This is a genomic window from Prochlorococcus marinus str. MIT 0917, assembly GCF_027359575.1.
Classification (GTDB): domain Bacteria; phylum Cyanobacteriota; class Cyanobacteriia; order PCC-6307; family Cyanobiaceae; genus Prochlorococcus_B; species Prochlorococcus_B marinus_D.
Genome location: NZ_CP114784.1, coordinates 337,585 through 361,396, shown reverse-complemented (window position 1 = coordinate 361,396; position 23,812 = coordinate 337,585). Strand labels below are relative to the sequence as shown.

Below are 23,812 nucleotides of genomic sequence, written 5' to 3'. Positions count from 1 at the left end.
CTAAGCCGCCTTTCCGAGAGCAACCTCTGCATAAGTAAGAATCTTTTTTGCAAATACTATTTGTTTTATATTTAGATCCTTGGAAGATATTGATGCATCTGAACTAATGCATTGACCTTTTACATTCGTGATTAATATATCTTTATTGTCATTTATTTGGCATTTATATAAATGATTGTGCATTTTTAAATCAATTATATCTTTATGCTTTTTTATATCTATAATATTTAATTGAAGTTTTTCTGTACCATGCCATCTATTAATTTCAATGTAAAATGCAATATCTATTAAATCATTATTATTTAATTCCATACTACCATTCCATTTAATTGCATCTATTGAGCAAGTGCCATCATTGAGGATCATTTTAAGATGATCACCTTTAAGCTTATATATATTTATGATTTTACATTTTCTCGTCCAGAAAATCGGCGCAGGATTCATCATCCCAAAGGGACCAATCAAACTTAATTGTTTATAAAAATCATAGTTAATATCAACAAAACTTAGGTATGCATCTGGTTTTATTGACTTATTTAGATCAATATTTTTAAATTCTCTATTTGCTATTTTATTTAGTTTTTCTCTAAGCATACTAATATTTTCTTCTTTTATTGAGAAACCTGCTGCTGCTGAATGCCCACCATGTGCTATAAGCAGATCACTACATTCATCTAACGCACGATTTACGTTTAATATATTATTTGATCTAATTGATCCTCTAAACATACCGTCATTAGTTTTTGCAATTATTGCTGTAGGTAAATTAAATTTATCAACGATTCTTGCGGCTACGATACCAATTATCCCAGGATGCCATTCTTTCTTTTTCAGAACCAAGAATTTGTTATTATCTTTGTATTCACTTAGCGCTATTTCAATAGCTTCTTGTTCAATTAAGGCTGTAATTCTTTTTCTTTCTCTATTGATTGCAAAACACTCTTTAGTAAGTTTATCTACATATTTATTCGATTCATTAGTTAAGAGATCAATTACAAGTAGTGGGTCTCCTATTCTACCAACAGCATTTATTAATGGAGCAATCTTGTAACCTATATCGTCCGAAGTTAATGCTATTTGATCGATTGATAGATTTTTAAGAATTGATTTAATACCTTTATTAGTTGTCGTGTTTATTTTAGGCAAAGACTCTTTAAGCCATTTTCTATTAGCTCCTTTAAGCGGGGCCATATCGGCAACAGTTCCAATACAAAATAATGCATTTGCAGCGGTTCTATTAATATCAAAATTTAATTTATTACATATATTTTTAGCAAGAAGGAATGCTATTCCTACTCCAGCTAAATATTTATAAGGTGAGTAAATAGGTGTAAGTTCAGGATGTATTAACGAAAAAATATCTAATTGCACATCAGGAATTTTGTGGTGATCAGTTATAATCAAGTCAATTCCAAGTTCATTTGATTTTTTTATTGCATCAAATGCTGAGATCCCATTATCTACGGTAATAATAAGTGTTGTCTTTTCATTATTTATTTCGTTTATCATATTAAGATTTAATCCATAACCTTCATCCTGTCGTGAAGGTATATATGGCTTAACTCTTGCTCCAAGTGTAGATAATAATTCAACTAAAAGTACTGTACTTGTTATACCATCTGCATCATAATCACCACATATAGCAATCTGTTCCTTTCTACTGCATGCTTCTATTATTCTTAGGGAAGCCTTGCTCAATTCATTGAAATGATGCTCCGGATTCGGTAATTCTGATGGTGATATATATTCATCAAATTCATTATTTAAATCTATCCCTCTTCTAATTAAGACTTTCTGTAATGTATAGTTTAAATTAATAATATCTAATTCATCATCATTTATAGGCTTTGGCAATATCCATCTTGTCAATTGATCATAATCTGTTTTCAAAAGCTTATCCTAGATTGATTCCTTGGCAATCAGAATTATATTTGTTTTATAGCGAAATAACATGCATAAGTTAAAAGCAGTTTTTTGGGATGTAGATGGAACTATAGCTGACACAGAATTGTGTGGGCATAGAGTTGCTTTTAATTTAGCTTTCAAAGATTTTAATTTGGATTGGCACTGGAATGAGAGCAAATATTTAGATCTTCTTAAGATATCAGGAGGCTATAACCGTATCATCCACTATCGAAATGAAATTCATAGTGAAATTACTGAGAGCCAATGTTCAGAAATTCAATCAAGAAAGCGTCTTCATTATATGGACTTAATTAAGTCTGGATGCATCAAAATAAGAGAGGGAGTTCTGAGGCTAATTAATGAACTATCTAGTTTTGATGTACAGCAATTTATAGTTACGACGAGTGGCAGAGATTCTTTGGACCCATTTTTGACTACTTCATTGAGTTCGCATTTAAAATATTTTTCAGAAATAATTACATATGAAGATGTTAGTAAACATAAGCCATTTCCTGATGCATATAAGCTTGCACTTCAATTAAGCAAAGAATTAGAAGTTAATTGTATAGCAATTGAAGATTCTATAATTGGTGTCGAAGCTGCTAAGGCTGCAAATCTTAATTGCCTTTTGACATTACCCCCCTGGTTCTGTTCAACTCAAAAAATTAGCAGAAAAGCAAATGCATGTGTAAATAGTCTTGGTAATAACGATGTTACATCTAAGCTTATTTATGGTAAGAAGTTAATTACCAATAATGTTGATTTTGAATATTTAACAACTATTATTAATTGACAAATGCAGAATACTAAATTCAGCAAACTTATATATACACTGGTTAGAACAGTAAATCCAATTATCTCTTACTCTTGGAGGGAAAGAAGTATTATTTTACTTTCTTTACTCACTGGTTTTTATCTTACTAATAGTTTACTTTCTTTTTTATTAGACAAATCTGTCAATACAATATATCTTGCTATTTTAATAGTAGTAATTATGGAATTATCCATACGATCTTTAATATTTTCTAAATCTTCGCTAATTATTATTTCTATAAATAATTTCCGAATTGGATCAACATATGCACTAATTCTTGAAGCATACAAACTTGGTTCATAAAAAACCTTAATCAGATTCTTCTTCTGTCTCATTCATTGGATAAACAAATCCCTGAGCTCTTCCTGTAAGAACTGATTTTCCAATTGATAAAGCCTTTTCAGCTGCTATGGCAGCTTTAGATTTCCATGTAGCATGCCTTTGATTTCTCTTCCCTTTTGAGGTTTTCTTCTTGGGTACAGCCATTTTTACTTAACATTGACAGACTTTATATTTTATAACGTCATGCACCAATTTAACAAAAAGCCGTTGAAGAAAAAATAAAATCTTGTCCATTTTTCTATATAACTTCGAGATGGCTAAGATTTTTACTATAGTTTATATATAAATTCTTTTGAGTTATTTGTTTTAATTATCAAATGAATAAAAGTTATAGTCAATTATTAACGGATATTGAAAGTGGTGAAATTATTTCTATTATCTTAATCCCAAATAGAAGAGAGGTGATAGTTGAATTTATTAATGGGCAGAAAAATTTAATTCCAATATTTTATAATGATCAGAAAATTCTTCGAATATCGGAAGAATATAATGTTCCACTTACAGTTAGAGATATCCGATCAGAACAACGATTAGCTAATTTAATTACTGGTTTTGGCCTAACCCTAATATTTGTTTTATCACTTTCATTTTTAATTAGAAGATCATCCAAGTTATTAAGCAATATGCGGGGTTTTGCTTCTCGCTCTTCTCAGGTAAATGAAGATGATATTAAAAAATATACTTTTGATGATGTGGCTGGATTAAATGAAGAATCTGATGAGTTAAATGAAATAGTAACCTTTTTAAAGAATCCACAGAAATTGATAGATCTTGGTGCAATAACTCCAAAGGGTGTTTTATTAGTGGGTCCCCCTGGAACCGGTAAGACATTATTAGCTCGTGCAATTGCAGGAGAAGCAGATGTGCCTTTCTTTTCTATCTCTGCGTCAGAATTTGTTGAAATGTTTGTTGGTGTTGGAGCTAGTCGTGTTCGGGATTTATTTAGGAGTGCAAAATCAAAATCTCCTTGCATAGTTTTTATCGATGAAATCGATTCGATCGGACGTCAAAGGGGCGCTGGAATAGGAGGTGGAAACGATGAGAGAGAACAAACATTGAATCAGCTCCTAACAGAAATGGATGGATTCGAAACTAATAATGGTGTGATTGTAATTGCTGCTACGAACAGGCCTGATGTCCTTGATCAGGCTTTAACAAGACCAGGGAGATTTGATCGTCGTATTTACATATCACTTCCTGATAGAAAAGCGAGACACAAAATTTTATCTGTGCATGCAAGATCAAAACCCCTAAGTGATTCTGTGAATCTTATGGATTGGGCAACGAAGACTCCTGGATTTTCTGGTGCAGATTTACAAAATTTACTTAATGAGGCAGCTATTTATACTGCTAGAAACAATAAACAGAGCATAAGCAACATTGAACTTGATAGCGCACTTGAGAAAGCAAGATTTGGCTTATTGTCTAAGCCCCTTTCTGATAGCACTAAAAAAAGGCAAATAGCTTATCAAATTATTGGTAAAAGCTTAGTTGCTTTATTGATTCCATCGCCAGAAAAATTAGAAAAAATTTCTTTGTTTAAGTCTCCAGGAGACATCTCTGGAATGACTTATTTTATGCCCGATGAGGAGACTATAGACAGTGGATTGTTAACCAGAAACTACATATATAGCAAAATTGTTATCTCGCTTGGTTCTAGAGCCGCCGAAATCATTGTATTTGGTTCTAAAGAAGTTACACAAGGCTCACAAAAGGATCTGGAAAATGTTTATTTTTGGGCTAATCAAATGGTTACTAAATTTGGTTTTTCAGATCTTGGTCCCATTGCATATGGATCAGAAAGAGAATCAATATTTCTTGGAAAGGATATTATGAAAAATAGAAAAGAATATTCTCAGAAGACAAGCAAGGAAATTGATATGCATATTATTTCAATAGCTAATAATGCTATTAATGATGCAATTAGACTTCTTTCAGATAAAGTTTCATTAATGGATACTCTTGTGGAGGAATTGATTGTTAATGAAACCCTTGAATCTGAATATATTGTAAGTTCCCTTAATTCTTTCCTATCTAATTAACTAAGTAAAAACTGTTTGTTACTTTTATAGAGCTGAAAAGTATTCTTTGCTGCCTTTAGGATCTTCTTTCATAGTTTTATCTCCAGGTGTCCAGCCAGCAGGACATACTTCATCCGGGTGAGATTCAACATACTGATATGCTTGTAATATTCTTAGAGTTTCATCAATATTTCTACCAACTGGAGCTTTGTTAATTGTTGAATGCATAATTATTCCTTTTGGATTGATTATAAATAAGCCTCTATCAGCTTCGCCATCATCATTTAAAACATTATAAGATTGAGAAATTTCACGCTTAAGATCAGATACGAGTGGATAGTTGATATCACCAATTCCACCTTCATTTCTAGGTGTCTGAATCCAAGCCAGATGAGTAAATTTGCTATCCACTGAAACACCTAAAACTTCTGTGTTTTTACTACTAAAATCGCTATATCTGTCACTGAAGGCAGTGATCTCAGTAGGACAAACAAATGTGAAGTCTAGTGGATAGAAAAATAAAACTACATACTTTCCTCGGTATTGAGAGAGCGTTATATCCTTAAATTCTTGATCAACGACTGCTGTAGCAGCAAAATCAGGAGCTTGCATTCCTACCCTTAGGCACTCATTTGTCGTCATGGAATTTGTTGCGTATTTTGATTGGTATGGAGGGTAAAGAACTTCCCTTTTTCCTTTTTATAATTTATCATGTAAAGTTCAAAGAAACTTACTCTTTCTATCTAATCGATCATAATCTATAAAAATGAATGATCCAATAAGTTGGGACCCATCGCTTGTAAAAAAATTTAGTACTTCTAATCATTATAAACTTTTAAATCAGTTAAGAAGTGAAGTTAAAAAGTATCCTTTAAATAATAAAAAAAAGGGATCAACCATTGAAAGCAATGATACTAATCTAGACAATAAAAACAAATCAAATATCACACATATACAAAATAGTGCATTCTCTAATAAATCAAATGTGATCAATGATGCCAATAGTAACAAATCAACAGTAAGTTTTAATAATGCCAAGAACTTTTCAATACACAACAAAATGAATAATAATATCAGTAGAAAAAATGATGGTTTTTTGCCAGAGCAAATTAAATCTAACGAGGATTCATCACCACCAACCTTCAAAGAAAGACTGAATCAAATAGATATGAAATAATATATATTTAAAATATTTAGTCTGCAGAACTAAAAATAGATAGTATTTAAGTATTGATCAATAAAGAAAAACAAGTAAATCAGCTACAATATTTCCATAGATTAGCTTTATCTTTATTCATATGTCAGTGGAGAGACTTGAACTCTCGACCTCAGCGTTATGAATGCTGTGCTCTAACCGGCTGAGCTACACTGACTGTTGATACCAGTATAAATAAAAGATTTAGCAATGCTAATACTAAGAAAATTTTTCTTGAATAAGAGCTTGCAAATCTGATAGTCAAAGGCATACGTCCAACATAATAATTCAGGATCGTCTTCTAAGGAAGAAATCTTTAGATCAAAATTTTTATTTATGGTATTTGAAAAATTCCAAATCAAAAAATCAGCTGTTTTAGAGGTGGTCCTTAATCAATATCTACTTAACGTGTAGCTGATGATAGCTGGGATACCGTAACCTCACTTATTAAACATCCAAAAACTTATATAAATTACATTATATTAAAAAATTAGACTTTAGTTAAAACGTTATTGTTGGAGGTAAATAAGCAAAAAAACTAAACTTGATATTAGTTTGTAAAGCAAATTGAAAGAGAATATTAAAGAAGTTCATTTTGTTTTAAAGCTGAAGTAAATATTGAATACAAGTAATAATAAACTTAAATGAGTAGTAATTACTTAAATGCATACCAGCCTTTGGTCGATTATCCAGATAAGATTTCGTATACTAAAATATCTAAAGTATCTTACCTTTTAAAATTAAAGGCTCAATGTAATTCAATATCGGATTTAGATAAAAAGCACAAAGCATGGGGACAAAAGAATCTTAATCAAAACTCTTAAACTATATAGATAGTATTAATAAATTAACAAGAACCTTTTTGTATGTTTTAAATATTCTTTTATATAAATTGAAATTTGAGCTTATAAACTTATCTTGTTATTAATATTAAAAGATATTGCTATCTATAGAGTGAAGATGCTTGGAACATAAAGAGGCTTCTCTAGCAGTAATCTTCGTCATCCTCAGTTTTTAAAGGTTTTGAAAGTTCTTCAATCCATACTTTGCTTTTTATCATCTTCATCTCATATGAATTGGTTTACATAAAAAATTATCAAGTTGAGTGATGTTGACCTTTGACAGAGAAAATTATTAGATAAGTCTTTACCTACTAGGACTAAGAAACTTATTTTTGTTAAGAGCATAAACCTCCAGTCTTTGCCAACTCGACTTTTATTTAGATTTTCATTTAATTTATTTCAATGATTGATTTTATAAGTACTTATCTAAATTCTGTTGTTTTTTCATGGGGAACCCAATTTGATATTTACAGCTTAAAAAATCCAAGCATATCTACACAATTATTATTTAAAGCTAATTCATTAAATTTTCCATTTCATATCCCTTACTCCATCCAGTGAATACAAATGTTCTTATTCTTACCGTATTTCTAATTCCACTTTGTGGCTAATTTAATCCATCTAAAAAATTAATATTTATTTGCTTTCTCTGTAAAGCTATAATTTACGAAAACCAAGCAGGGATAATATTTTAAATTTAATTAAATACGTTTTTAAAAATAAAAAACATTTATAGATTGATAAATTTTAAATCCTATATCGAAATTAATATGAAATAAATTATCGACCTTTAATAACAAACTGTTTATTTATAAAGGTTATGGTTCTTCGTCTTCATTACCCAGTTTAATTTCCACACCGACAAAAGATGCAAATAAAACAATAAATAGACCAATTATTGATTTCCAGAGACCAATATGAGTTGCTGGCTCTGGAGATTGAAAAAAATCTGGAATCATATGATAATAATACAACTATTTTTCTTCTTCCCAATCCTCCTCAGCTTTATCGAGAATATCTTCAACAGTATTGTCAAATGTTTCAGCTACTGACCTCAACATTTTTGAAATAGTCTCATCAGGGCAAGCAAGATCTTTTTGGATAGCTTCAGCGCAGTCCTTAATTTCTTCCCAGGCATCTACAAGGACTTGAGAATCTACTGGTTTCCATTCTTCTGTCATCATAAATCTCCCCTTTAAGGATAAGTTAATGAAATATCTCATGAACAACTTAATTTTAGCTTTTACTTCAAGTAAAACTATCTTGTTTTCTTGATTTACATGAATGGTGAAAGCTCAAATGCTAATTTCTTGCCTATGACAAATTCATCAGTAGAAATTAAGAACCTTCGCTCTTAAGCAAAGTGCCTAAGAACAAGACAGCTCAACTTCATCAAGCGCTAGCACAGATAGAATCAGCACTCTCAAGAAAGGAAAATCAAAAAGTTTCTTAGAAGTCTCAAAGTACATAGAAAATCATGTATCAAGAAGTTTCAAACTTTTAATTCTTATTTACGTATTTTGAAAAACACCTATAAATGAATATAGAGATTAGTTTTTTATCATGCTTTTACCTAAGCCCGTTAGACCTGTAGATTCTGAAAAGAAAGGAAAGGAAGATTAATAAATCAATTTATTTCTTAAAATTATTTTAAACATAATTAATCGTTTTTCTTCTTAATTCATTTAAGAACAATTTTTAATGACGTTAATTTGCTATTAATTTATTTAATAAAATATTACTATTAAGATTAAATATTTGTCAGATTAAGCCTTGATAAAATTTTTATAATTCACTCAATTCCTTAAATACCCCTTTAAATTATAACATTAACTACATAAATAGATTTTATCTATTGACATCAAGAAATTTTTCGGCAAATTTTAATATATCTTATTTGTATGATTTTAAATAGGTGATTCTCCTTTTGCCTATGAAAATCTATTTTTTTTCATTTTCTCTATGAAAACTGCGTCTAAGGAACTTCAAAAGCTTAGATCAATGGCTGAGACATCCTTAAATAAGAGCGCTGAACTTCAACAAGTACTGGCTCAAATTGAAGCTACTCTATCTAGAGCTGAATCTCAAAAAGTTAATGAAAAAATATGCAATATATAAAACCCTATTTTCTATCATAAATACTATGTTTATATTACTTCTACGCTATATGATGAACATGTATAGGAATCATGTATATGAAATCAATTCTCAAATTTAAACTTATTTTTTATAAAGTATAAATATTGGTTATATTTAACGAAACATATATTAAATAAAATTCTTATGTGTAAAAAATTTTAAGTAATACCAGCTTAATGAGTTATAAAATAGTGAAAAACAAGAGAAATTAAAATTCCGGTCCATATTCCCTTTAACCAGCTAAGTACTAACATTTGATAATTGCTTAAACGAAAATGATTTTGAATAGCTGATGCGGCTCTTTTATCTAAGCCCAATAAAGAATATGAGCGTTTGGTCTCATAATTAAATAATTTTCTAATCATTATTACTTTGTATACTCTAACTATTTTAGTTCATTATTTTCTATTGATAATTTATTTAATAAAAGCATAAACATTTAAAGTAACATTTGGTCTTCGAAATCGATTCTTAATTGGAATATGAATACAAATATAATTAACGCCTCCTTCAAAATCAAAATAATATATCAAATCATTTTCTATAAAACTTTCTCTTAGATAGACTATAAAAAATGTACACGTAGGCCATTCGGACAATTTATACAATGAACTATTGGCTTTCAAATTTATTGATTCAAATCCATTCTTTATGATGTAACACTATATTATTGACACCAAAAATGTAATGTAGGTTTTGGCTGTATAAATACAGAACTAAATTTGCCAATAAAGTTATATTACAAGAACAACTTAAAAACGAATTTGATTCTCTTGATAAGTAAACCAAAAAATAAATTAAGTTGAAATAAGCATTCTCACAAAAAATATTCAGATCTGATCTTATTCTTAGACTAAAAACTTGATTTTTAGAATATTTTTGTTAAGTTAAAAAAAGGGTACATATTTTATCTGTTCTCTTTACTCGCAAATCAGTTCAACAACAACAACAACAATTCATCTCAAACTGAAAAAGTTAATTAATTTAATCTTCTCTCTAGTATGATTTGCAAATGTCAGCACTGCTTAGAAATCAAAAGACAACTTGATAGGGCAGAAAAGAGGCAGTGTGATTTATTAAAAGAGAGGAATTCCAAATTAAATATAAGTTAGAAATTAGTTATCATATGGAATAACTGGTATTTTTATTCTCATATTATTATCGTCAAATGTAGATTTATTTTCTGGCACTATATTTTCCATATCAGAATTTTTCAATTTTGTTTGTTCTTTTCTTGCTTCAAGATTAACAAAAAAGAAATAGATGGCTATTAAAATCAAATAGGGCAAAAGATTTCTTACCTGATTTAAGATAGAAGATATCGAGCTCATTGTTAACCTAATTTATTATGTTATCTAATTACTATAGTTCGAAAAATATTTTATGCAAATAAAAATGTATCATCTTTATTATGTCAATATTAAAAATTTTCTGATTAGGATTTTATAATTTTTATATTTCTAGGACATCTTGAAAGATATTTATTCCTTTATAATTAAAAAATTTACTTGTTACATGAATACCGGGAACATCGAACTTTCTGATAAAGCTATAACAGAATAAAGTACTAATAATTCGTCGTCAAAAAATAATTCAAGCTTTAGTCTAATCCGGTAAAAGTTGATATAGATTCTCTTTATTCATACTCACATTATCACCTATTTTTTTTTCTATATAAGGAATATTTATAGTTTAAATAGGATGTGCTCCTTTTACACTTTTATTTTTTCGCAATATTTATTCTATTTATAATTATCTTTATTGCAGTAAAAAATTAAGATCTAGAGAATAGTACTAGAATAAAAAATCAACGCACTAAATATTGTGATTTACATCTACGCGGATGAGTGATTAAGTTCAACTAATTTTTTTGATATAAAGGATATCATAATTTTTTTCATTACTCTCAATAGCATTTAACCACTCTTTAAATTCACTCTCTAGTGCCAACTTGTTTTGACCTTCTAGTTTTGAGAGTTGATGAAGTGCAGAATTTATACTCACCTCACAACTACTGATTAAGCTTGATTTTGACATCTTAAACATTTAGTTGATTAAATTTTATTTCTTCGATAAACAACTGTGAATTAGTAAATCCCGTAATATGATAATTTATTTACTTTGTTTTACTGACGAAGTAAAACGAACCTCAGAATTATGTAATAAATGAAACTGAATTCTTCTTTTTCATGATTTAAAATAAAAAATATGCAATTAATCAATGTCTTCAAGACAATCTGGTGCTATACAAGCAGTTGAGGTAATGCTTAATGTATCTCTTAAACGTCTCAATAATTTGAAAGGTGAGAACAGGGAAGCACTATATGATGAATATAAAGAATGGATAGAGGTAGATGATAATAAAATAATTAATGAAGGAGTTTTATATTGTAACTATCTTGGATCAAAAGAATAAGCTATTTCATAATAAATTCAATTGTAAGCATGCTGAATAACAAACTATCCCACATGCAACGGATAAATTCAAACTTCTAACTCCGCCAACTTTTAATTCATTCTCACCACCAGGCATAGGTATACCTGCAACTAATTCACATTTTTTCATTATGTTATCGGGTAACCCTGTATCCTCTCTTCCGAATAACAGTATATCTGTATCTCTATAAATAATATTTGAGATCGAATTACTACTTTTTTTTGTAAGAGCAATAATTCTTGAGCTTGTAAAAGATTTTACATATTGATCAAATGATTCAAATAAATGTACATCTACGTCTTGCCAGTAATCTAATCCAGCTCTTTTTAAATATTTATCTTCAAAGCTAAAGCCAGTAGGTTTGATAATATCCAACGACATATCAAACGCTAAGCACGATCTACCTATCGTTCCAGTATTCTGTGGAATTCTTGGTTCAAATAATGCGACACGAGGTCTTGGACCATTTGAAGAGTTCATGGTATGAGATCACCAATTTTATCTAAATCAATTGCAGTCCCATTAACCGCAAGCCACCTTTTATTTGATTGGCGACTTATCAATGAGCTTAGGTTGCAATGACGTTCACGAAATAAATGACCAATTGGTGTTGCTGGAACAATTCCCCAGCCAAGCTCCTCAGAAACAACAACAATGCATAAAATATCTTGTGAGAGGCAATTAAGAAATTTGATTTGGAAATTATTCCATTGATCGTCATCTTCTATTAGGTACTGCTCCACTAATCCACCTAATGAGTCGATTAATATTGACTCATTTCTTTTGATCGATTCAATTGCTTTGCAGATGTCTTTTGGATGCTCAATGAGAGTCCAAATGTCAGGCCTTCTTTTCCTGTGAAGGTCCACTCTTTTTAGCCAATCTGGATCATTTGGTCTTGGTTTTGATGTGGCTATGTAAGTGACAGGATCTTGCTCCGTTATTAAAAGTTCAGCTAATTTACTTTTTCCACTTCTTGTTGGTCCAGTAATTGATATGAGTCCTTTATAATTTTTGGGTATTGGTGTGATCATATTCTGAGGTATTGGATAAATCTATTAATAGTGTTTATTTATATATTATATCGAGTTATTTTAAAGATTAAAAGTAGGCATTGATATGTATAATAAAAAATCAAAATATTTATTTAAACTTGATTGAATAGATAAATGTATAAAATATCTAGCTTAGTTATAATATTTGGATCGTTTTTATTAATTTTATCAATTATAAATATTGCAACTGCAACTCAAGTTAATCCAACAATAGTAAGAGCAGAAACAATATCAGGAATTGCGTCAATAGCTTTAATAACTATAGGTTATATTTGGACTGAAATTAAACCTAAACAACCTGCTAAAGCAATATTAGATGGAAAGGAGGGGTTTGAACTTAGTAATGATTTAACATACGATCAAAAAAATGAATTAGCGTGGGGAAGTCAGCAAATACTTACTGCAACAGCAGCTAGTACAATATTAATATTTTGGGATAATAAAGTAATACTTAGAAGAGGCTTGATTTCTGAAAAAATATTTGAGCCTGGAGAAATATGTAAAAGATCAATTGAACAAAACCGATTAATCTCGTTGGTTAATACTGAATTATTTCCAGGGAGAGATGAGTTTGATGGCGTGTTAAATAATTTACCTGCAGTTATAGTTTATCCTCTTAAAAATAGAGGCCTTACAATAGTTGGGGGTTGGTCAAAGAGATCTTTCACTAATTCTGATGAAAAATGGATATCAGGATGGTCTGATAAATTATACATATTACTCAGTAAGTAGAAAGTTAATAGTTGTTTCTACCTGTTTTTTATTAGATGTAAATTCTAAAGTATTATCTTTTTTATACCATTTTGAAAGGTCTGAATTAATTTTTACCTGATATTCCTCTAGACCTTCTGAATTATAGATATATCTATTGAATTCACTATTGTCTATTTCAAGTATGCTAGAGCCAATATTATAAAATCCATTAGTTGCTTTTATCTCGGTATTATCAAAATTTATTTTAACTGGATTATTAATATCAATAATAGAGGTATTTAAATCCCAATCAAATGAATTAGTACTAATGTCGTAATAAGGGATGTTAAGAAATAATAGATTTACACTATTATAAACTCTAATAGAATTATCTAAATTGTTGAGAGTAGCATTGCCGGATTTAACTTTAAAGTCTTGACCATTGTTATTAACTAATTCAATAGTGCTTTCAAAGATTTCAATATCATTATTTGAAGGATTAATTATGGCTTTTGGACTAGTAATTTTTATAGTTGTTTGATTATTAGGATTTTCCTGAAGTAATTCAAAATTATTAATATAGCTTTTATTATCTACCCCAGTAGCAGATTTATTAAAATTTTGACAGCCAAATAGGGGTAATATAGTAATTATCAGTAGGAAATAATATGTTAAATTATTCACTAGATAGAATTCTCATTAAATTCAATTTTATCCATTACAGGAAAAGGATCTTGCAGTCCATTTTCAGGATCTAGCAACCCCCAATGTAATGATTTTTGAAAATTGACTGTTGAAGAATCGATTTTTAATTGATTTAAAATTCTAGTACTTAAATTGGGAACAAAAGGATATAGCAATATTCCAATAATTCGGCAAGATTCAAGTACGGAATATATATCAAGAGCAACAATATGATTATTTGTTATATCTTTAATTAGCTTCCATGGTGCACGATCATTTAGGTAAAGATTTGCACTATTAGCAAGGTCTATAATTGCATTAGCAGAATTTTTAAAATTGCTATCTTTAAATGACTGCATATATTCATTTATTTTTATCTCTGATTGAACCTTAAGAGGACATGAAGGTAATAAAGAATTATCTATTGGAATTTTATCATTAAACCATTTTTTAGACATTGTAATTGTTCTGTTTAACAAATTACCAATGGTGTTACTTAAATCACTATTAACGATATCCACAAATCTTCTCATTTGAAAATCACCATCTTCACCAAATTCAATATCTCTCAAAAGATACCATCTCATTGCATCTATACCCCCATATTCCAAGAGTTCGATCGGATCAAGCACGTTACCTAATGATTTACCCATTTTTTGCCCTTCTCGTGTTAAAAACCCGTGCCCAAAAACACTTGCAGGTGGTTTCATGCCAGCAGAAAGTAACATTGCTGGCCAATAAACTGCATGAAATCTGAGTATATCCTTTCCAATTACATGTATATTTGCAGGCCAATTACATAACGATTCCTCGGTAAGTTCAGGAGAGTTTTGATCACGAAGAGATCCACTAATATAACCTAATAAAGCATCAAACCATACATAAAAAGTGTGATTATTATTTCCAGGAACATTTATACCCCATTTTAAGTTTACTCTAGAAATCGAGAAATCCCTTAACCCTTTTGAGACAAAATTGATAATTTCATTTTTTCTACTTATAGGAGAAATGAAACCATCAATTTGAATTAATTTTTCAATTTGCTCTTGATATTTTGATAATTTAAAAAATAGATTCTCTTCATCTCTCCATTCTAATTCCTTTTTATGAACAGAACATATTGGGCTTTTATCATCCTCGTCCACATCCTTATATTCCTCACAACCTACACAATACCAACCACTTTGCCTACCCATATAAACATCATCAGATTTCAACACTTTTGAATAAAATTGATGAACTAGTGACGTGTGATCTTCAGAGGTTGTTCTTACAAAACGATCATAACTAATATTTAATTTATCCCATAAATACTTATACTTTCCTGTGATTTCATCGCAATGTAGTTGGGGTTGAAGGTTTTTACTTTCTGCGGTTCGCTCTATTTTTTGACCATGCTCGTCAACACCAGTAAGAAAAAGTACTGTATTTCCACTTAGTCTTTGAAATCGAGCTAATGCATCACAAGCGATTGTTGTATATGAACTACCTAGATGAGGCTTGTCATTAACATAATATAGCGGTGTTGTAATTGTGTATTTCATTTTCATAATATATTCTAAATATTATATTGTATTTTTAAAACTCTTGCACGCTTATGATGAACGCTTATTTTGATAATGAAATTAATTCAAAATATATTATATCATCATTATTATAGACTATATTTTGAACGTTAAAGCTCTCGCCGATATTTAAGTTCTTTTTTGATTTTAGATTACATATAGTAGAAAAGTGATATTCTATAAAGTATAAATTACAAATATTTTTATATTTGTTTATCCAATTTAGTAAAATCACATTATATTCCTTAATCGAATTTTTTTTGAACCATTGAATTAGCCAATGTTTTTGATCATCTCTATATCTCATAATATTTTCTCTTCCTTGATTATTAATCTGGATAGTCATTTGTTCAACATCATCTTTAGATATAAGTTCTTTATTATTTAGATATCTATTTAGTTGGTAGTTAACCAACAAGTCAGCATATCTTCTTATCGGTGATGTGCAATGTAGATAAGATGTCAATCCTAAACTCTTGTGAGGTAAAGGTTTTATAGAATAATATGACTTACCCATCGTTCTCTTAAGTAGAAAATTGTATAAAACATTATTATCAGAATATTGAATAATATCTTTAGAAACTTTATCTATACTTTGTTGGACTCTATATGGAACAGGAATTTTATTGACCTTAGTAAAATTTGAAATTACATTTCCATACAAGATCATTGCTTCACTTATTAATTGCCTCGATAACGTTGGATCTATTATCTTGATTGTGGGATTGTTATCTTTTACAATAATCTTTCCATATGACTCTAATATTTCCATAGCACCTGAATTCTTTCTCCAACATTTTCTTCTTTGTAAAATTTCAGAGATGATACTTAAATCTTCTTCTTCTTTGGGCGCATAATCTATTAGTTCATCAGCTTCTGTATAATTTAACCTAAAGTTAACTTTAATAATACTCTGGACTATCTCTGTAGAAGCAACACTACCATCTTCATTAAAAATAACACCTAAACTTACTGATTCTCTCTTTTCATTATTACTTAGACTAAACACATCATTTATCAAAATTTCAGGAAGCATATAATAAGTATTAGTTGATAAATAAACCGTTGAATTAAGCTTCCTTGCTTTTTTATCAATTGCTGATTGATATTCAAAATATGAAGTAGGAGAAGCAATGTGTATCCATAGCTTATACTGATAAGATATTTTTTCTAATGAAATAGCATCATCTATTTCAAACGTTTGATAATCATCTATAGAATACGTTTTCAGATGTGTAAGGTCTTCCGCCGGACTATCTATATTATTTGTTTGTTTAAATGTAGATATTATATCTTTAATTTCATTATCTATTTCTTTATTGCACATTCTATTATTAATAGAATATTCACTATATAAATTTATCCTTCTGGATTAACAAATGGCAGTAAGGCAATAATTCTTGCTCTTTTAACTGCTGTGGTTAAATCTCTTTGTTGCTTAGCTGTTAATCCAGTAAGTCTTCTAGGTAAAATTTTCCCTCTATCTGTAATAAATTTCTTTAATAATTCAACGTCCTTATAATCAATAGGATCCCCGGGCTTTATAGGAGAGAGCTTTTGCTTGAATACTGAATTAGTCATTTTTAAAAAGTGTATAAAAGGAAATGATTATTTAATTTCTCTATGAATAGTCATCTTATTTAATTCAGGGCAGAATTTTTTAAGTTCAAGTCTCTCAGTAGTGTTTCTACGATTTTTTTCTGTAGTGTATCTAGATACTCCTGCAGAACGCTTTTCTGAGCTAGGAACAGATCTAGACTCCGTACATTCTAAAGTGACCACTATTCTGGTACCTTTTTTAGCCATATGAACTTAGCTCAACTTTTGTGAGTCTAGGGAACAAAGTACAATCTTACTAGGCTAAGCACCCTTTTTTATAAATTCATTTGAGAACCAATGTTTAACTCTTGTATGGGCAAATCATGAAGGTATCAGTTTCTTGGCTAAAAGATCTTGTCGAATTTAACAATGATATTGATGAATTGGCTGAAAAGCTTTCAATGACAGGATTTGAAGTTGAATCATTAGAAGACTTATCAGACCAAGCAAAGAATGTTGTTATTGGTTTTGTTGAGAAAATCACTCCGCATCCAAACGCCGAAAAGCTCAAAGTTTGTTCAGTAGATGTTGGTTTACCCAAAAAGCTAAGTATTGTTTGTGGTGCACCAAACGTAAAAGCCGGATATCACGTCCTTGTGGCGAAGGTTGGAGCCTATTTATCATCAAAATCATTAAAAATCAAATTATCTAATTTACGAGGCGTAGAAAGTGCAGGAATGATATGTTCATTGGATGAATTAGGGATTGAAAGTAGTAATGAAGGTATAGAAATTCTTGAAGAAAGTGAAACAAATATCCCTCCAATTGGTTCAAATGCTGTCGAATATCTTGGCTTGAATGACACCATAATTGAATTAGCTATTACTGCTAATAGACCTGATGGTATGTCTATGGCTGGTATAGCACGAGAAATATCAACCATAACAAATTCAAAATTAACATTACCAACTTTAAATTTCAATAAAGACTTTGAAAAATTTCAGCCACAAATAAGAGAAAAAGAAACGATAGGATCAGACTTTATTTATTCACTTACGTATATAGATAATATAGATAATACTGGAAAGATAAATAAATCTATATCTAATAAATTAAATTCATTAAGACAAAATTGTATAAACCCTGTTGTAGACATAACAAATTTTTTAATGCTTGAGCAAGGCCAGCCACTACATGCCTTTGATGCAGATCTATTAGATAATATAGTTGGTAGAATAGTTATGCCAAATGATTTTGGTATTAGAAATGGTAGAGAAGGCGAATCATTTATTGCACTCGATAAAAAAGAATATAAATTAAATGAAAATATAAAGGTAATTACATGCGGCAATTATCCAATTGCAATAGCTGGGGTTATCGGAGGAAACAACAGCTCTGTAAGTGCTAAAACCACAAGAGTTTGGTTGGAAGCGGCTGTATTTACTCCTACATCAGTTAGAAATAGTAGTAGAGAAATAGGGCTAAGAACCGAAGCAAGTAGTAGATACGAAAAGGGTATATCACCTAATATGACAACTGCGGTTTCACTAAGAGCTAGTGATATTATTTCCTTTGAATTAGGTGGTAATATTAAATCGAATCATGTCAATAATGAATTTAATAGAAAAGATATTAATGTCAATCTTAGAATAGACAAAATAAACAAGGTTCTAGGTAAATTAAGTTGCATAGGTAATAATAAATTAGATAAAAAATCTAATACATTCCGTTATCTTAATAAGGATGAAATTGAACCTCTTTTAACAAAACTTGGCTGCGTACTGTCATCAACTGCTAGTGGTTGGGATGTACAAATTCCACCTTACAGATCATCTGATTTAACTAGAGAAATCGATTTAATAGAAGAGATAGCAAGACTAATTGGATATGATAATTTTGATTCAAATATGCCCGATCCTCTTGAGCCAGGAGTACTAACACCTGCAAATTTGGTTGATAGACGTTTACGAAATTCCCTGATCCATAATGGTTTTCAAGAAGTAGTTACTTCATCACTTGTTGGTCCTGATAACACTGATGGAAATGCTGTGATAATAAAGAATCCATTACTATCAGAGACTAGTAGATTAAGAACAAATGTTTGGGATGAACATCTTAAAATTCTTCAGAGAAATATATCATTTGGAGCTGAAGGGTGTTGGATCTTTGAAATAGCAAAGACATACAAAAAAGATAAAGAAAGCTTTGTTGAAACAAATTTATTAGCAGGAGCTTTGACTGGTAATAAACGTTTTAGTAAGTGGGGCACAGCATCAAGACAAATATATTTAGATTATTTTGAAGCAAGAGGAAAACTTAAGCAATCCCTTGAAATTCTCGGAATTGAAACTATTGATAAGCAACATAGCGAAAAAGATTTCATGCATCCGGGTCGTACTTCTGAATTATTTGTTGAAGGAAAAAGTATCGGCTTCTTCGGACAAATACACCCTTCACTCTCCGAGAAGTTTGATCTAATTAAAGAAACTTACTTATTTAACCTTGATTTTGATTCATTGATCAAGGCCGCGACAAGGAAAACCAATTGGACAAGAATTTACAAGGATTATCCCACTGTTCCTTTCATGGAAAGGGATATTGCGCTTATTCATTCAAGAAAATATAGTTCCTTAGAAATAATAAATCTAATAAAGAAAACTGGTAGACCACTTTTAGAGAAAGTGGAATTGATAGACCGTTACGAGGGATCTTCTATTCCCGAGGATTCGGTTAGCCAGGCATTTAGAATAAAATATAGAGATCCTAAGAAAACCCTAGTTGAAGAAGATATAAATCCAATACACGAAAAAATAAGAACCGCTCTTAAAGAAAAAATAAACGCGGACCTCAGAAGTTAGTCTTTCAAGTCTTTTATGCGACTCAGGATAGGTCCCAGAATAAGACTAATATTGGACTGAATAGATAATAATTATTCCTGAAAGTATAAAAAAAGTTCACCGTATATCGTTGGGCGATCAGATTGATTAATTTGCTTTGAATAACTCTCGAATAAATACATTTAAACATTACCTCGTGAACAATTAGAAAATACATCGAGAAAGAATCCTATTAGTCCTAAAAAAGAATCACTACAAGACTAATAATTAGTCTCATACTAGATTTCCGAGAAAGATTGCAATGCTAATTTTGGAATAAGTTTCTAATTAATTCAAATCCTTGGCATCTCATGCTGCATAGCCGTGCATAACTGTCTATAAAGCAGTTATGCAAGCGAGAAAAGCCTTTAATAGCAGTAGAATAGAGTACACAAGCAGTCAATGGACAGAGAATGGACATAATTAGACCCTGGCTGGACCAAATCTAAGAATCTCTGCAAACTGTTTAAGCAAAAGTCCGATTTTTATGCATTTTAAAATGCAATTGATGACTCCTTATACATTTTATATATTGATTTTTATCAAAAAATAATAACTTGAATTCCCCGGTATATCTTCAAACCAATTATGGATTAATTGGTGAAAATATATTCAACACAAATCTGATCTATCAGATCTCATTAAAGTCTATATTTTAGACTCATTCCAAGACCAAAATAAGACTTGCGAGAGTCTAATGTTTGTATAAATCCTTGAGTAATTGATAAGCCTCATTTAGTTTTCTCATGGTTTCGTTTGATCCTCCAGCGTCAGGGTGATTGGAAAGAGCTTGTTCTTTATAGGCATCTCTAATAAAAGAAAGGGTTAAAGATGATCCAGCCTTTGTTGGCAAACCCAATAACTTCAGAGCACCATGAACAGTCATCGTAGACTCAAGGGTTTGGAATGAAGTTACATTATGACTACGTTTGAATTTATTAACGAATCTGCGAATGAGCGTAGGGATTCTACTTCTTAGGTTTTTAGCTGAAAAGGGATCTTCGAGCGCTCCTGCCAAAATAATCACATCATCAAAAGTTACCGAATCAATTTTCCAATCACTGCAATATGAATTAAGCATTTTACAGGCAGCATTCCAAGTAAAAGGAATATTTTCTGTACCATCGACATTTGGCCAGATATCTCTAGCAAGCCATATCATTGAAGCCTCAATGACACTTTCAGTCGGTTTTTGACCATAAAGATAGATCCAATGTTTTTCTGCAGCATCTTTCGCTTTTAAAAGATCATCAATATTAATAGTGGTTATTGAGGTATCTTCCATATTTTTAAAAGTTTTATCTTTACTCAAACTTCTCTTTAGGTTTGTAGTTTGTTTTCTAATAAACCCTGGTAATTCAATGCCTGCAGAGACAGTATCTTGTTTATTACTTTGAACATCTTTAGCTTTGACATCATTGATAACTACATTTTTTATTTCAATATTCTTATTTCCACCTATCACAAGTGCTTTTTCTTCCTGGTTACTAATATCTGTTCCATTATGAGCAGATGAAGAATCATGATTTCTATTATGATTAATATCTAGTTGTTTATTTTCAAATATATCATCATCTAAATCATTAGATAAAATAACCTCTAATAATCTCTCGAAAACTAGTCCTCTAGCCCTAAATCCCCACTCTTTACGAAGTCGATCGACACCATCAACTAGATCAATTGGTAAATCAATTGATATTCTCTTAACTTCCTTGCCTTCCCCTTCTGCCACAAGACCCTTATATCTAGTCTCATATTAATAGCCTTTTTATCTTCAAGACACTTTTAGCTTTGAATTTATATAATTAATCTCTAATTGAGAAATATATTAAAAATTTCATTATATTATCTAAAAATTAAATTATGGCCGCGTCGATCAATATTATTATGTATTATTTTTCTAATGAATAAAAAGGTAATCAGAAATGAACTTCTGCGGCTCATCAAGAAACTGGAGTGAAAGAAAAAAATTTTTTCAAGCAAAGAAATTAAATTTTTTAATTTCTGTTAAAGAATCTTATGAAAGAAAACTTGCTGCTATCACAGCATCAATATCAAAACTTGAAGAACAAATGAACTCAACAACTCCTAGTGTCGAAGGCTAAATTAACTTTAATCTACTTCTTAAATTACATCCTTTAATATTCTTTCTGGACCAAATTTAATAAGAGTATCGACATCAGATCTTTTTGTTCCAAGAAAATAACCAGCGAACCCAAGAGCATTTATACTGAATCCATTGGATCTATCAGTTTTACGTGTAATCAGTGCAATCCATTCTGGTGTTATAAGTAAATTATAAGGTTTTAAAGGTTTATTGATTAAATCAATATCACCTATTTTCATCTCTTTAGCCATAGACTTATATGAGCTAAATAAATCATTCGAGTATAAGTCTTTATTTATATTCCTTGGTCTAATTGATATACAGTGAGAAATTTCTGAATTGGTATCAATGGTATTATTTAATAAAGAGCAAAACCATTCATATCTAGGACAAATATTCTCATTAAAATGTCTTGGTAATAATTGAAAATGTCGATGAGGCTGACTAGCACCAGCTTCTTTACTACTATTAAAAAACCATAAACCAGTAGTATCATTATCAACATTTAGGATAGCTTCAAAGTCATCTTCATTTAGCCAGCCATTTTGTGGTTTCCAGCAATTAGTAATTAATAAAATATGCCCTATCTGTACTGGATATTTATTTAATATTAGTGTATGTTTATCATTTATTGGCAGTATATGTAATCTAGTATCCCAAGGAATAAATGGATTTCGTTTAGGTCCATATTCTATTAAATACTTAGGTATGGGACTTTTGAGAAAACGAAGCTCAAAATCAAAACATTTTTCACTATATTTATATTTTATAGTATTCAGAGGAATTACAGCTCCGCAGTTAACAGCTTTTTTACTAATCTCCAGAGCTTTTGACCATATAAATTCGCTCTTCACCTAAAATAGACCTTTGATAAATCATGTTTATACATTATATAATTAATAATCTATAAATTTAAAATTTAAATAAAAGCTTATCAACCAACGGCAAATCAATCATTAAAAAAGCTGAAATAATCAATCATCAATCTAGAAATCATTAAATTTAAACGTAACAAGCCAACCAGCGAATGAACGATCATTGGCATGCTCACCCTTGGTTCGAAGCATTAGGGGCGATTTTCGGGCTTTTAGAGAGCACATGATTCCTCATAAGTCCCGTTGTTTATTGCTTAAAAATTGCTTGAAAATAAATTTATCCAATTAAAAATCAAAAGGTGAAATTCATGAATTATTTTTTTTAAATCAGTAATTAGCTGTAATCCACTGCACTGCAACCGTTTTCGGATAACAGAAGAAAATTGAAATTTATCAATTTGCAAAATAGTTTCAGATTATTGGCAAATAAGGTTGACGAAAGCAGGGGGGAAAGAGGTAAAACCTCATTCAGTAATGTGTCCTCAATGGATTGGGACTTTTCTGAAGACGAAGCTTTTTTAGCTCTATGCGATGCGTTTCGCGAGAGCGGTGAAACATCTGCCATGGAATTTTTGGCAACGGGCGAGGGTGCTTTTCACTTTCAGGAATTAACTCAAAATGCTGCCGGAGAGGGCATTGATTTAAGTGACTCAGAATCAATGGCTGAGTTTCAGATGGAAGTATTAGAAACTATTGATGAAATTAATAACTAATTTTTAAATT

At 30.3% G+C, this 23,812-nt stretch carries 26 protein-coding genes and 1 tRNA gene; 10 read left to right on the top strand and 17 right to left on the bottom strand.

What is annotated here, in order from left to right:
- The gene (recJ, locus tag O5637_RS01915; RefSeq protein WP_269605631.1) at positions 1-1,890 is read right to left on the bottom strand and encodes a single-stranded-DNA-specific exonuclease RecJ; all 1,890 of its coding nucleotides are present in this window, start codon (positions 1,888-1,890) and stop codon (positions 1-3) included.
- A 61-nt stretch (positions 1,891-1,951) separates the two neighbouring features.
- Here recJ and O5637_RS01910 point away from each other — a divergent pair, with 61 nt between their 5' ends.
- A complete protein-coding gene (locus tag O5637_RS01910; protein ID WP_269605629.1) occupies positions 1,952-2,698 on the top strand; it encodes an HAD-IA family hydrolase in 747 nt (248 codons plus the stop codon).
- A 3-nt stretch (positions 2,699-2,701) separates the two neighbouring features.
- On the top strand, positions 2,702-3,022 hold the full coding sequence (locus O5637_RS10770) for a DUF565 domain-containing protein (RefSeq protein WP_332299752.1): 321 nt from the start codon (positions 2,702-2,704) through the stop codon (positions 3,020-3,022).
- Positions 3,023-3,028: 6 nt separating this feature from the next.
- On the opposite strand, the gene rpmF is transcribed toward O5637_RS10770, so the two are convergent.
- Positions 3,029-3,205 (bottom strand): 50S ribosomal protein L32, encoded by a 177-nt coding sequence (gene rpmF / locus O5637_RS01900; RefSeq protein WP_269605628.1) that lies wholly within the window; start codon positions 3,203-3,205, stop codon positions 3,029-3,031.
- A 173-nt stretch (positions 3,206-3,378) separates the two neighbouring features.
- On the opposite strand from rpmF, the gene ftsH reads away from it, so the two are divergent.
- The gene (ftsH, locus tag O5637_RS01895; protein ID WP_269605626.1) at positions 3,379-5,103 is read left to right on the top strand and encodes an ATP-dependent zinc metalloprotease FtsH; all 1,725 of its coding nucleotides are present in this window, start codon (positions 3,379-3,381) and stop codon (positions 5,101-5,103) included.
- Positions 5,104-5,127: 24 nt separating this feature from the next.
- Here ftsH and O5637_RS01890 read toward each other — a convergent pair whose 3' ends face one another.
- Positions 5,128-5,724, bottom strand: a complete 597-nt coding sequence (locus O5637_RS01890) for a peroxiredoxin (RefSeq protein ID WP_269605624.1) — start codon at positions 5,722-5,724, stop codon at positions 5,128-5,130.
- Positions 5,725-5,848: 124 nt separating this feature from the next.
- Here O5637_RS01890 and O5637_RS01885 point away from each other — a divergent pair, with 124 nt between their 5' ends.
- Positions 5,849-6,259 (top strand): hypothetical protein, encoded by a 411-nt coding sequence (locus O5637_RS01885; protein ID WP_269605622.1) that lies wholly within the window; start codon positions 5,849-5,851, stop codon positions 6,257-6,259.
- Positions 6,260-6,381: 122 nt separating this feature from the next.
- Here O5637_RS01885 and O5637_RS01880 read toward each other — a convergent pair.
- The 3 genes from O5637_RS01880 to O5637_RS01870 form a co-directional block, all read right to left on the bottom strand.
- Positions 6,382-6,455 (bottom strand) — tRNA-Met (locus tag O5637_RS01880).
- A gap of 1,482 nt (positions 6,456-7,937) precedes the next feature.
- Entirely contained in the window at positions 7,938-8,078 is a 141-nt protein-coding gene (locus tag O5637_RS01875; protein ID WP_269605621.1) for a hypothetical protein, read from the bottom strand.
- 15 nt (positions 8,079-8,093) lie between these two features.
- Positions 8,094-8,342 carry a hypothetical protein gene (locus O5637_RS01870; RefSeq protein ID WP_269605619.1) on the bottom strand — a complete coding sequence of 83 codons (249 nt, stop codon included), beginning with the start codon at positions 8,340-8,342 and terminating at the stop codon, positions 8,094-8,096.
- 739 nt (positions 8,343-9,081) lie between these two features.
- Between O5637_RS01870 and O5637_RS01865 the strand changes: the two genes are divergently transcribed.
- Complete coding sequence (locus tag O5637_RS01865; RefSeq protein ID WP_269605617.1) at positions 9,082-9,237, top strand: hypothetical protein; 156 nt, start codon at positions 9,082-9,084, stop codon at positions 9,235-9,237.
- Between the two features lie 1,136 nt (positions 9,238-10,373).
- Here the strand turns inward: O5637_RS01865 and O5637_RS01860 are convergent.
- A complete protein-coding gene (locus tag O5637_RS01860; RefSeq protein ID WP_269605615.1) occupies positions 10,374-10,589 on the bottom strand; it encodes a hypothetical protein in 216 nt (71 codons plus the stop codon).
- Between the two features lie 526 nt (positions 10,590-11,115).
- Positions 11,116-11,295, bottom strand: a complete 180-nt coding sequence (locus tag O5637_RS01855; RefSeq protein ID WP_269605613.1) for a hypothetical protein — start codon at positions 11,293-11,295, stop codon at positions 11,116-11,118.
- A 184-nt stretch (positions 11,296-11,479) separates the two neighbouring features.
- Between O5637_RS01855 and O5637_RS01850 the strand changes: the two genes are divergently transcribed.
- On the top strand, positions 11,480-11,674 hold the full coding sequence (locus O5637_RS01850; RefSeq protein WP_269605612.1) for a hypothetical protein: 195 nt from the start codon (positions 11,480-11,482) through the stop codon (positions 11,672-11,674).
- 6 nt (positions 11,675-11,680) lie between these two features.
- On the opposite strand, the gene O5637_RS01845 is transcribed toward O5637_RS01850, so the two are convergent.
- Together O5637_RS01845 and O5637_RS01840 are read right to left on the bottom strand one after the other, a co-directional pair.
- Complete coding sequence (locus O5637_RS01845; RefSeq protein WP_269605610.1) at positions 11,681-12,175, bottom strand: tRNA (cytidine(34)-2'-O)-methyltransferase; 495 nt, start codon at positions 12,173-12,175, stop codon at positions 11,681-11,683.
- On the bottom strand, positions 12,172-12,729 hold the full coding sequence (locus O5637_RS01840) for a bifunctional adenosylcobinamide kinase/adenosylcobinamide-phosphate guanylyltransferase (protein ID WP_269605609.1): 558 nt from the start codon (positions 12,727-12,729) through the stop codon (positions 12,172-12,174). The genes O5637_RS01845 and O5637_RS01840 overlap by 4 nt, the downstream gene beginning before the upstream one ends.
- A 135-nt stretch (positions 12,730-12,864) precedes the next feature.
- Between O5637_RS01840 and O5637_RS01835 the strand changes: the two genes are divergently transcribed.
- Entirely contained in the window at positions 12,865-13,482 is a 618-nt protein-coding gene (locus O5637_RS01835; RefSeq protein ID WP_269605607.1) for a cofactor assembly of complex C subunit B, read from the top strand.
- On the opposite strand, the gene lptC is transcribed toward O5637_RS01835, so the two are convergent.
- The 5 genes from lptC to rpmG are packed head-to-tail and all read right to left on the bottom strand — an operon-like array spanning position 13,468 to position 17,498.
- Positions 13,468-14,127 carry an LPS export ABC transporter periplasmic protein LptC gene (gene lptC / locus O5637_RS01830; RefSeq protein WP_269605605.1) on the bottom strand — a complete coding sequence of 220 codons (660 nt, stop codon included), beginning with the start codon at positions 14,125-14,127 and terminating at the stop codon, positions 13,468-13,470. The genes O5637_RS01835 and lptC overlap by 15 nt on opposite strands.
- Complete coding sequence (metG, locus tag O5637_RS01825; protein WP_420063721.1) at positions 14,127-15,677, bottom strand: methionine--tRNA ligase; 1,551 nt, start codon at positions 15,675-15,677, stop codon at positions 14,127-14,129. Before metG ends, lptC begins: the two co-directional genes overlap by 1 nt.
- A 58-nt stretch (positions 15,678-15,735) precedes the next feature.
- Entirely contained in the window at positions 15,736-17,019 is a 1,284-nt protein-coding gene (locus O5637_RS01820) for a ribonuclease catalytic domain-containing protein (RefSeq protein ID WP_269605601.1), read from the bottom strand.
- Positions 17,020-17,051: 32 nt separating this feature from the next.
- The gene (gene rpsR, locus O5637_RS01815; protein ID WP_038652622.1) at positions 17,052-17,273 is read right to left on the bottom strand and encodes a 30S ribosomal protein S18; all 222 of its coding nucleotides are present in this window, start codon (positions 17,271-17,273) and stop codon (positions 17,052-17,054) included.
- A gap of 27 nt (positions 17,274-17,300) precedes the next feature.
- The gene (rpmG, locus tag O5637_RS01810) at positions 17,301-17,498 is read right to left on the bottom strand and encodes a 50S ribosomal protein L33 (protein ID WP_011823694.1); all 198 of its coding nucleotides are present in this window, start codon (positions 17,496-17,498) and stop codon (positions 17,301-17,303) included.
- A 116-nt stretch (positions 17,499-17,614) separates the two neighbouring features.
- Here rpmG and pheT point away from each other — a divergent pair, with 116 nt between their 5' ends.
- The gene (gene pheT / locus O5637_RS01805; RefSeq protein WP_269605596.1) at positions 17,615-20,089 is read left to right on the top strand and encodes a phenylalanine--tRNA ligase subunit beta; all 2,475 of its coding nucleotides are present in this window, start codon (positions 17,615-17,617) and stop codon (positions 20,087-20,089) included.
- 712 nt (positions 20,090-20,801) lie between these two features.
- Here pheT and O5637_RS01800 read toward each other — a convergent pair.
- Positions 20,802-21,839 carry a molecular chaperone DnaJ gene (locus O5637_RS01800; protein WP_269605595.1) on the bottom strand — a complete coding sequence of 346 codons (1,038 nt, stop codon included), beginning with the start codon at positions 21,837-21,839 and terminating at the stop codon, positions 20,802-20,804.
- 193 nt (positions 21,840-22,032) lie between these two features.
- Here O5637_RS01800 and O5637_RS01795 point away from each other — a divergent pair, with 193 nt between their 5' ends.
- Positions 22,033-22,212: a hypothetical protein gene (locus tag O5637_RS01795; protein WP_269605593.1), complete on the top strand. Its 180-nt coding sequence runs from the start codon at positions 22,033-22,035 to the stop codon at positions 22,210-22,212.
- Positions 22,213-22,231: 19 nt separating this feature from the next.
- Here O5637_RS01795 and O5637_RS01790 read toward each other — a convergent pair whose 3' ends face one another.
- On the bottom strand, positions 22,232-23,068 hold the full coding sequence (locus O5637_RS01790) for an ATP adenylyltransferase (protein WP_269605591.1): 837 nt from the start codon (positions 23,066-23,068) through the stop codon (positions 22,232-22,234).
- A gap of 506 nt (positions 23,069-23,574) precedes the next feature.
- Here O5637_RS01790 and O5637_RS01785 point away from each other — a divergent pair.
- On the top strand, positions 23,575-23,802 hold the full coding sequence (locus tag O5637_RS01785; protein ID WP_269606877.1) for a hypothetical protein: 228 nt from the start codon (positions 23,575-23,577) through the stop codon (positions 23,800-23,802).
- The last annotated feature ends 10 nt before the right edge of the window (positions 23,803-23,812 follow it).

Coding starts and splice junctions, on each gene's coding strand:
- O5637_RS01910 (WP_269605629.1), top strand. CDS start 1,952: ATGCATAAGTTAAAAGCAGTTTTTTGGGATGTAGATGGAACTATAGCT.
- O5637_RS10770 (WP_332299752.1), top strand. CDS start 2,702: ATGCAGAATACTAAATTCAGCAAACTTATATATACACTGGTTAGAACA.
- rpmF (WP_269605628.1), bottom strand. CDS start 3,205: ATGGCTGTACCCAAGAAGAAAACCTCAAAAGGGAAGAGAAATCAAAGG.
- ftsH (WP_269605626.1), top strand. CDS start 3,379: ATGAATAAAAGTTATAGTCAATTATTAACGGATATTGAAAGTGGTGAA.
- O5637_RS01890 (WP_269605624.1), bottom strand. CDS start 5,724: ATGACGACAAATGAGTGCCTAAGGGTAGGAATGCAAGCTCCTGATTTT.
- O5637_RS01885 (WP_269605622.1), top strand. CDS start 5,849: ATGAATGATCCAATAAGTTGGGACCCATCGCTTGTAAAAAAATTTAGT.
- O5637_RS01875 (WP_269605621.1), bottom strand. CDS start 8,078: ATGATTCCAGATTTTTTTCAATCTCCAGAGCCAGCAACTCATATTGGT.
- O5637_RS01870 (WP_269605619.1), bottom strand. CDS start 8,342: ATGAGATATTTCATTAACTTATCCTTAAAGGGGAGATTTATGATGACA.
- O5637_RS01865 (WP_269605617.1), top strand. CDS start 9,082: ATGAAAACTGCGTCTAAGGAACTTCAAAAGCTTAGATCAATGGCTGAG.
- O5637_RS01860 (WP_269605615.1), bottom strand. CDS start 10,589: ATGAGCTCGATATCTTCTATCTTAAATCAGGTAAGAAATCTTTTGCCC.
- O5637_RS01855 (WP_269605613.1), bottom strand. CDS start 11,295: ATGTCAAAATCAAGCTTAATCAGTAGTTGTGAGGTGAGTATAAATTCT.
- O5637_RS01850 (WP_269605612.1), top strand. CDS start 11,480: ATGTCTTCAAGACAATCTGGTGCTATACAAGCAGTTGAGGTAATGCTT.
- O5637_RS01845 (WP_269605610.1), bottom strand. CDS start 12,175: ATGAACTCTTCAAATGGTCCAAGACCTCGTGTCGCATTATTTGAACCA.
- O5637_RS01840 (WP_269605609.1), bottom strand. CDS start 12,729: ATGATCACACCAATACCCAAAAATTATAAAGGACTCATATCAATTACT.
- O5637_RS01835 (WP_269605607.1), top strand. CDS start 12,865: ATGTATAAAATATCTAGCTTAGTTATAATATTTGGATCGTTTTTATTA.
- metG (WP_420063721.1), bottom strand. CDS start 15,677: ATGAAAATGAAATACACAATTACAACACCGCTATATTATGTTAATGAC.
- O5637_RS01820 (WP_269605601.1), bottom strand. CDS start 17,019: ATGTGCAATAAAGAAATAGATAATGAAATTAAAGATATAATATCTACA.
- rpsR (WP_038652622.1), bottom strand. CDS start 17,273: ATGACTAATTCAGTATTCAAGCAAAAGCTCTCTCCTATAAAGCCCGGG.
- rpmG (WP_011823694.1), bottom strand. CDS start 17,498: ATGGCTAAAAAAGGTACCAGAATAGTGGTCACTTTAGAATGTACGGAG.
- pheT (WP_269605596.1), top strand. CDS start 17,615: ATGAAGGTATCAGTTTCTTGGCTAAAAGATCTTGTCGAATTTAACAAT.
- O5637_RS01795 (WP_269605593.1), top strand. CDS start 22,033: ATGAACTTCTGCGGCTCATCAAGAAACTGGAGTGAAAGAAAAAAATTT.
- O5637_RS01785 (WP_269606877.1), top strand. CDS start 23,575: ATGGATTGGGACTTTTCTGAAGACGAAGCTTTTTTAGCTCTATGCGAT.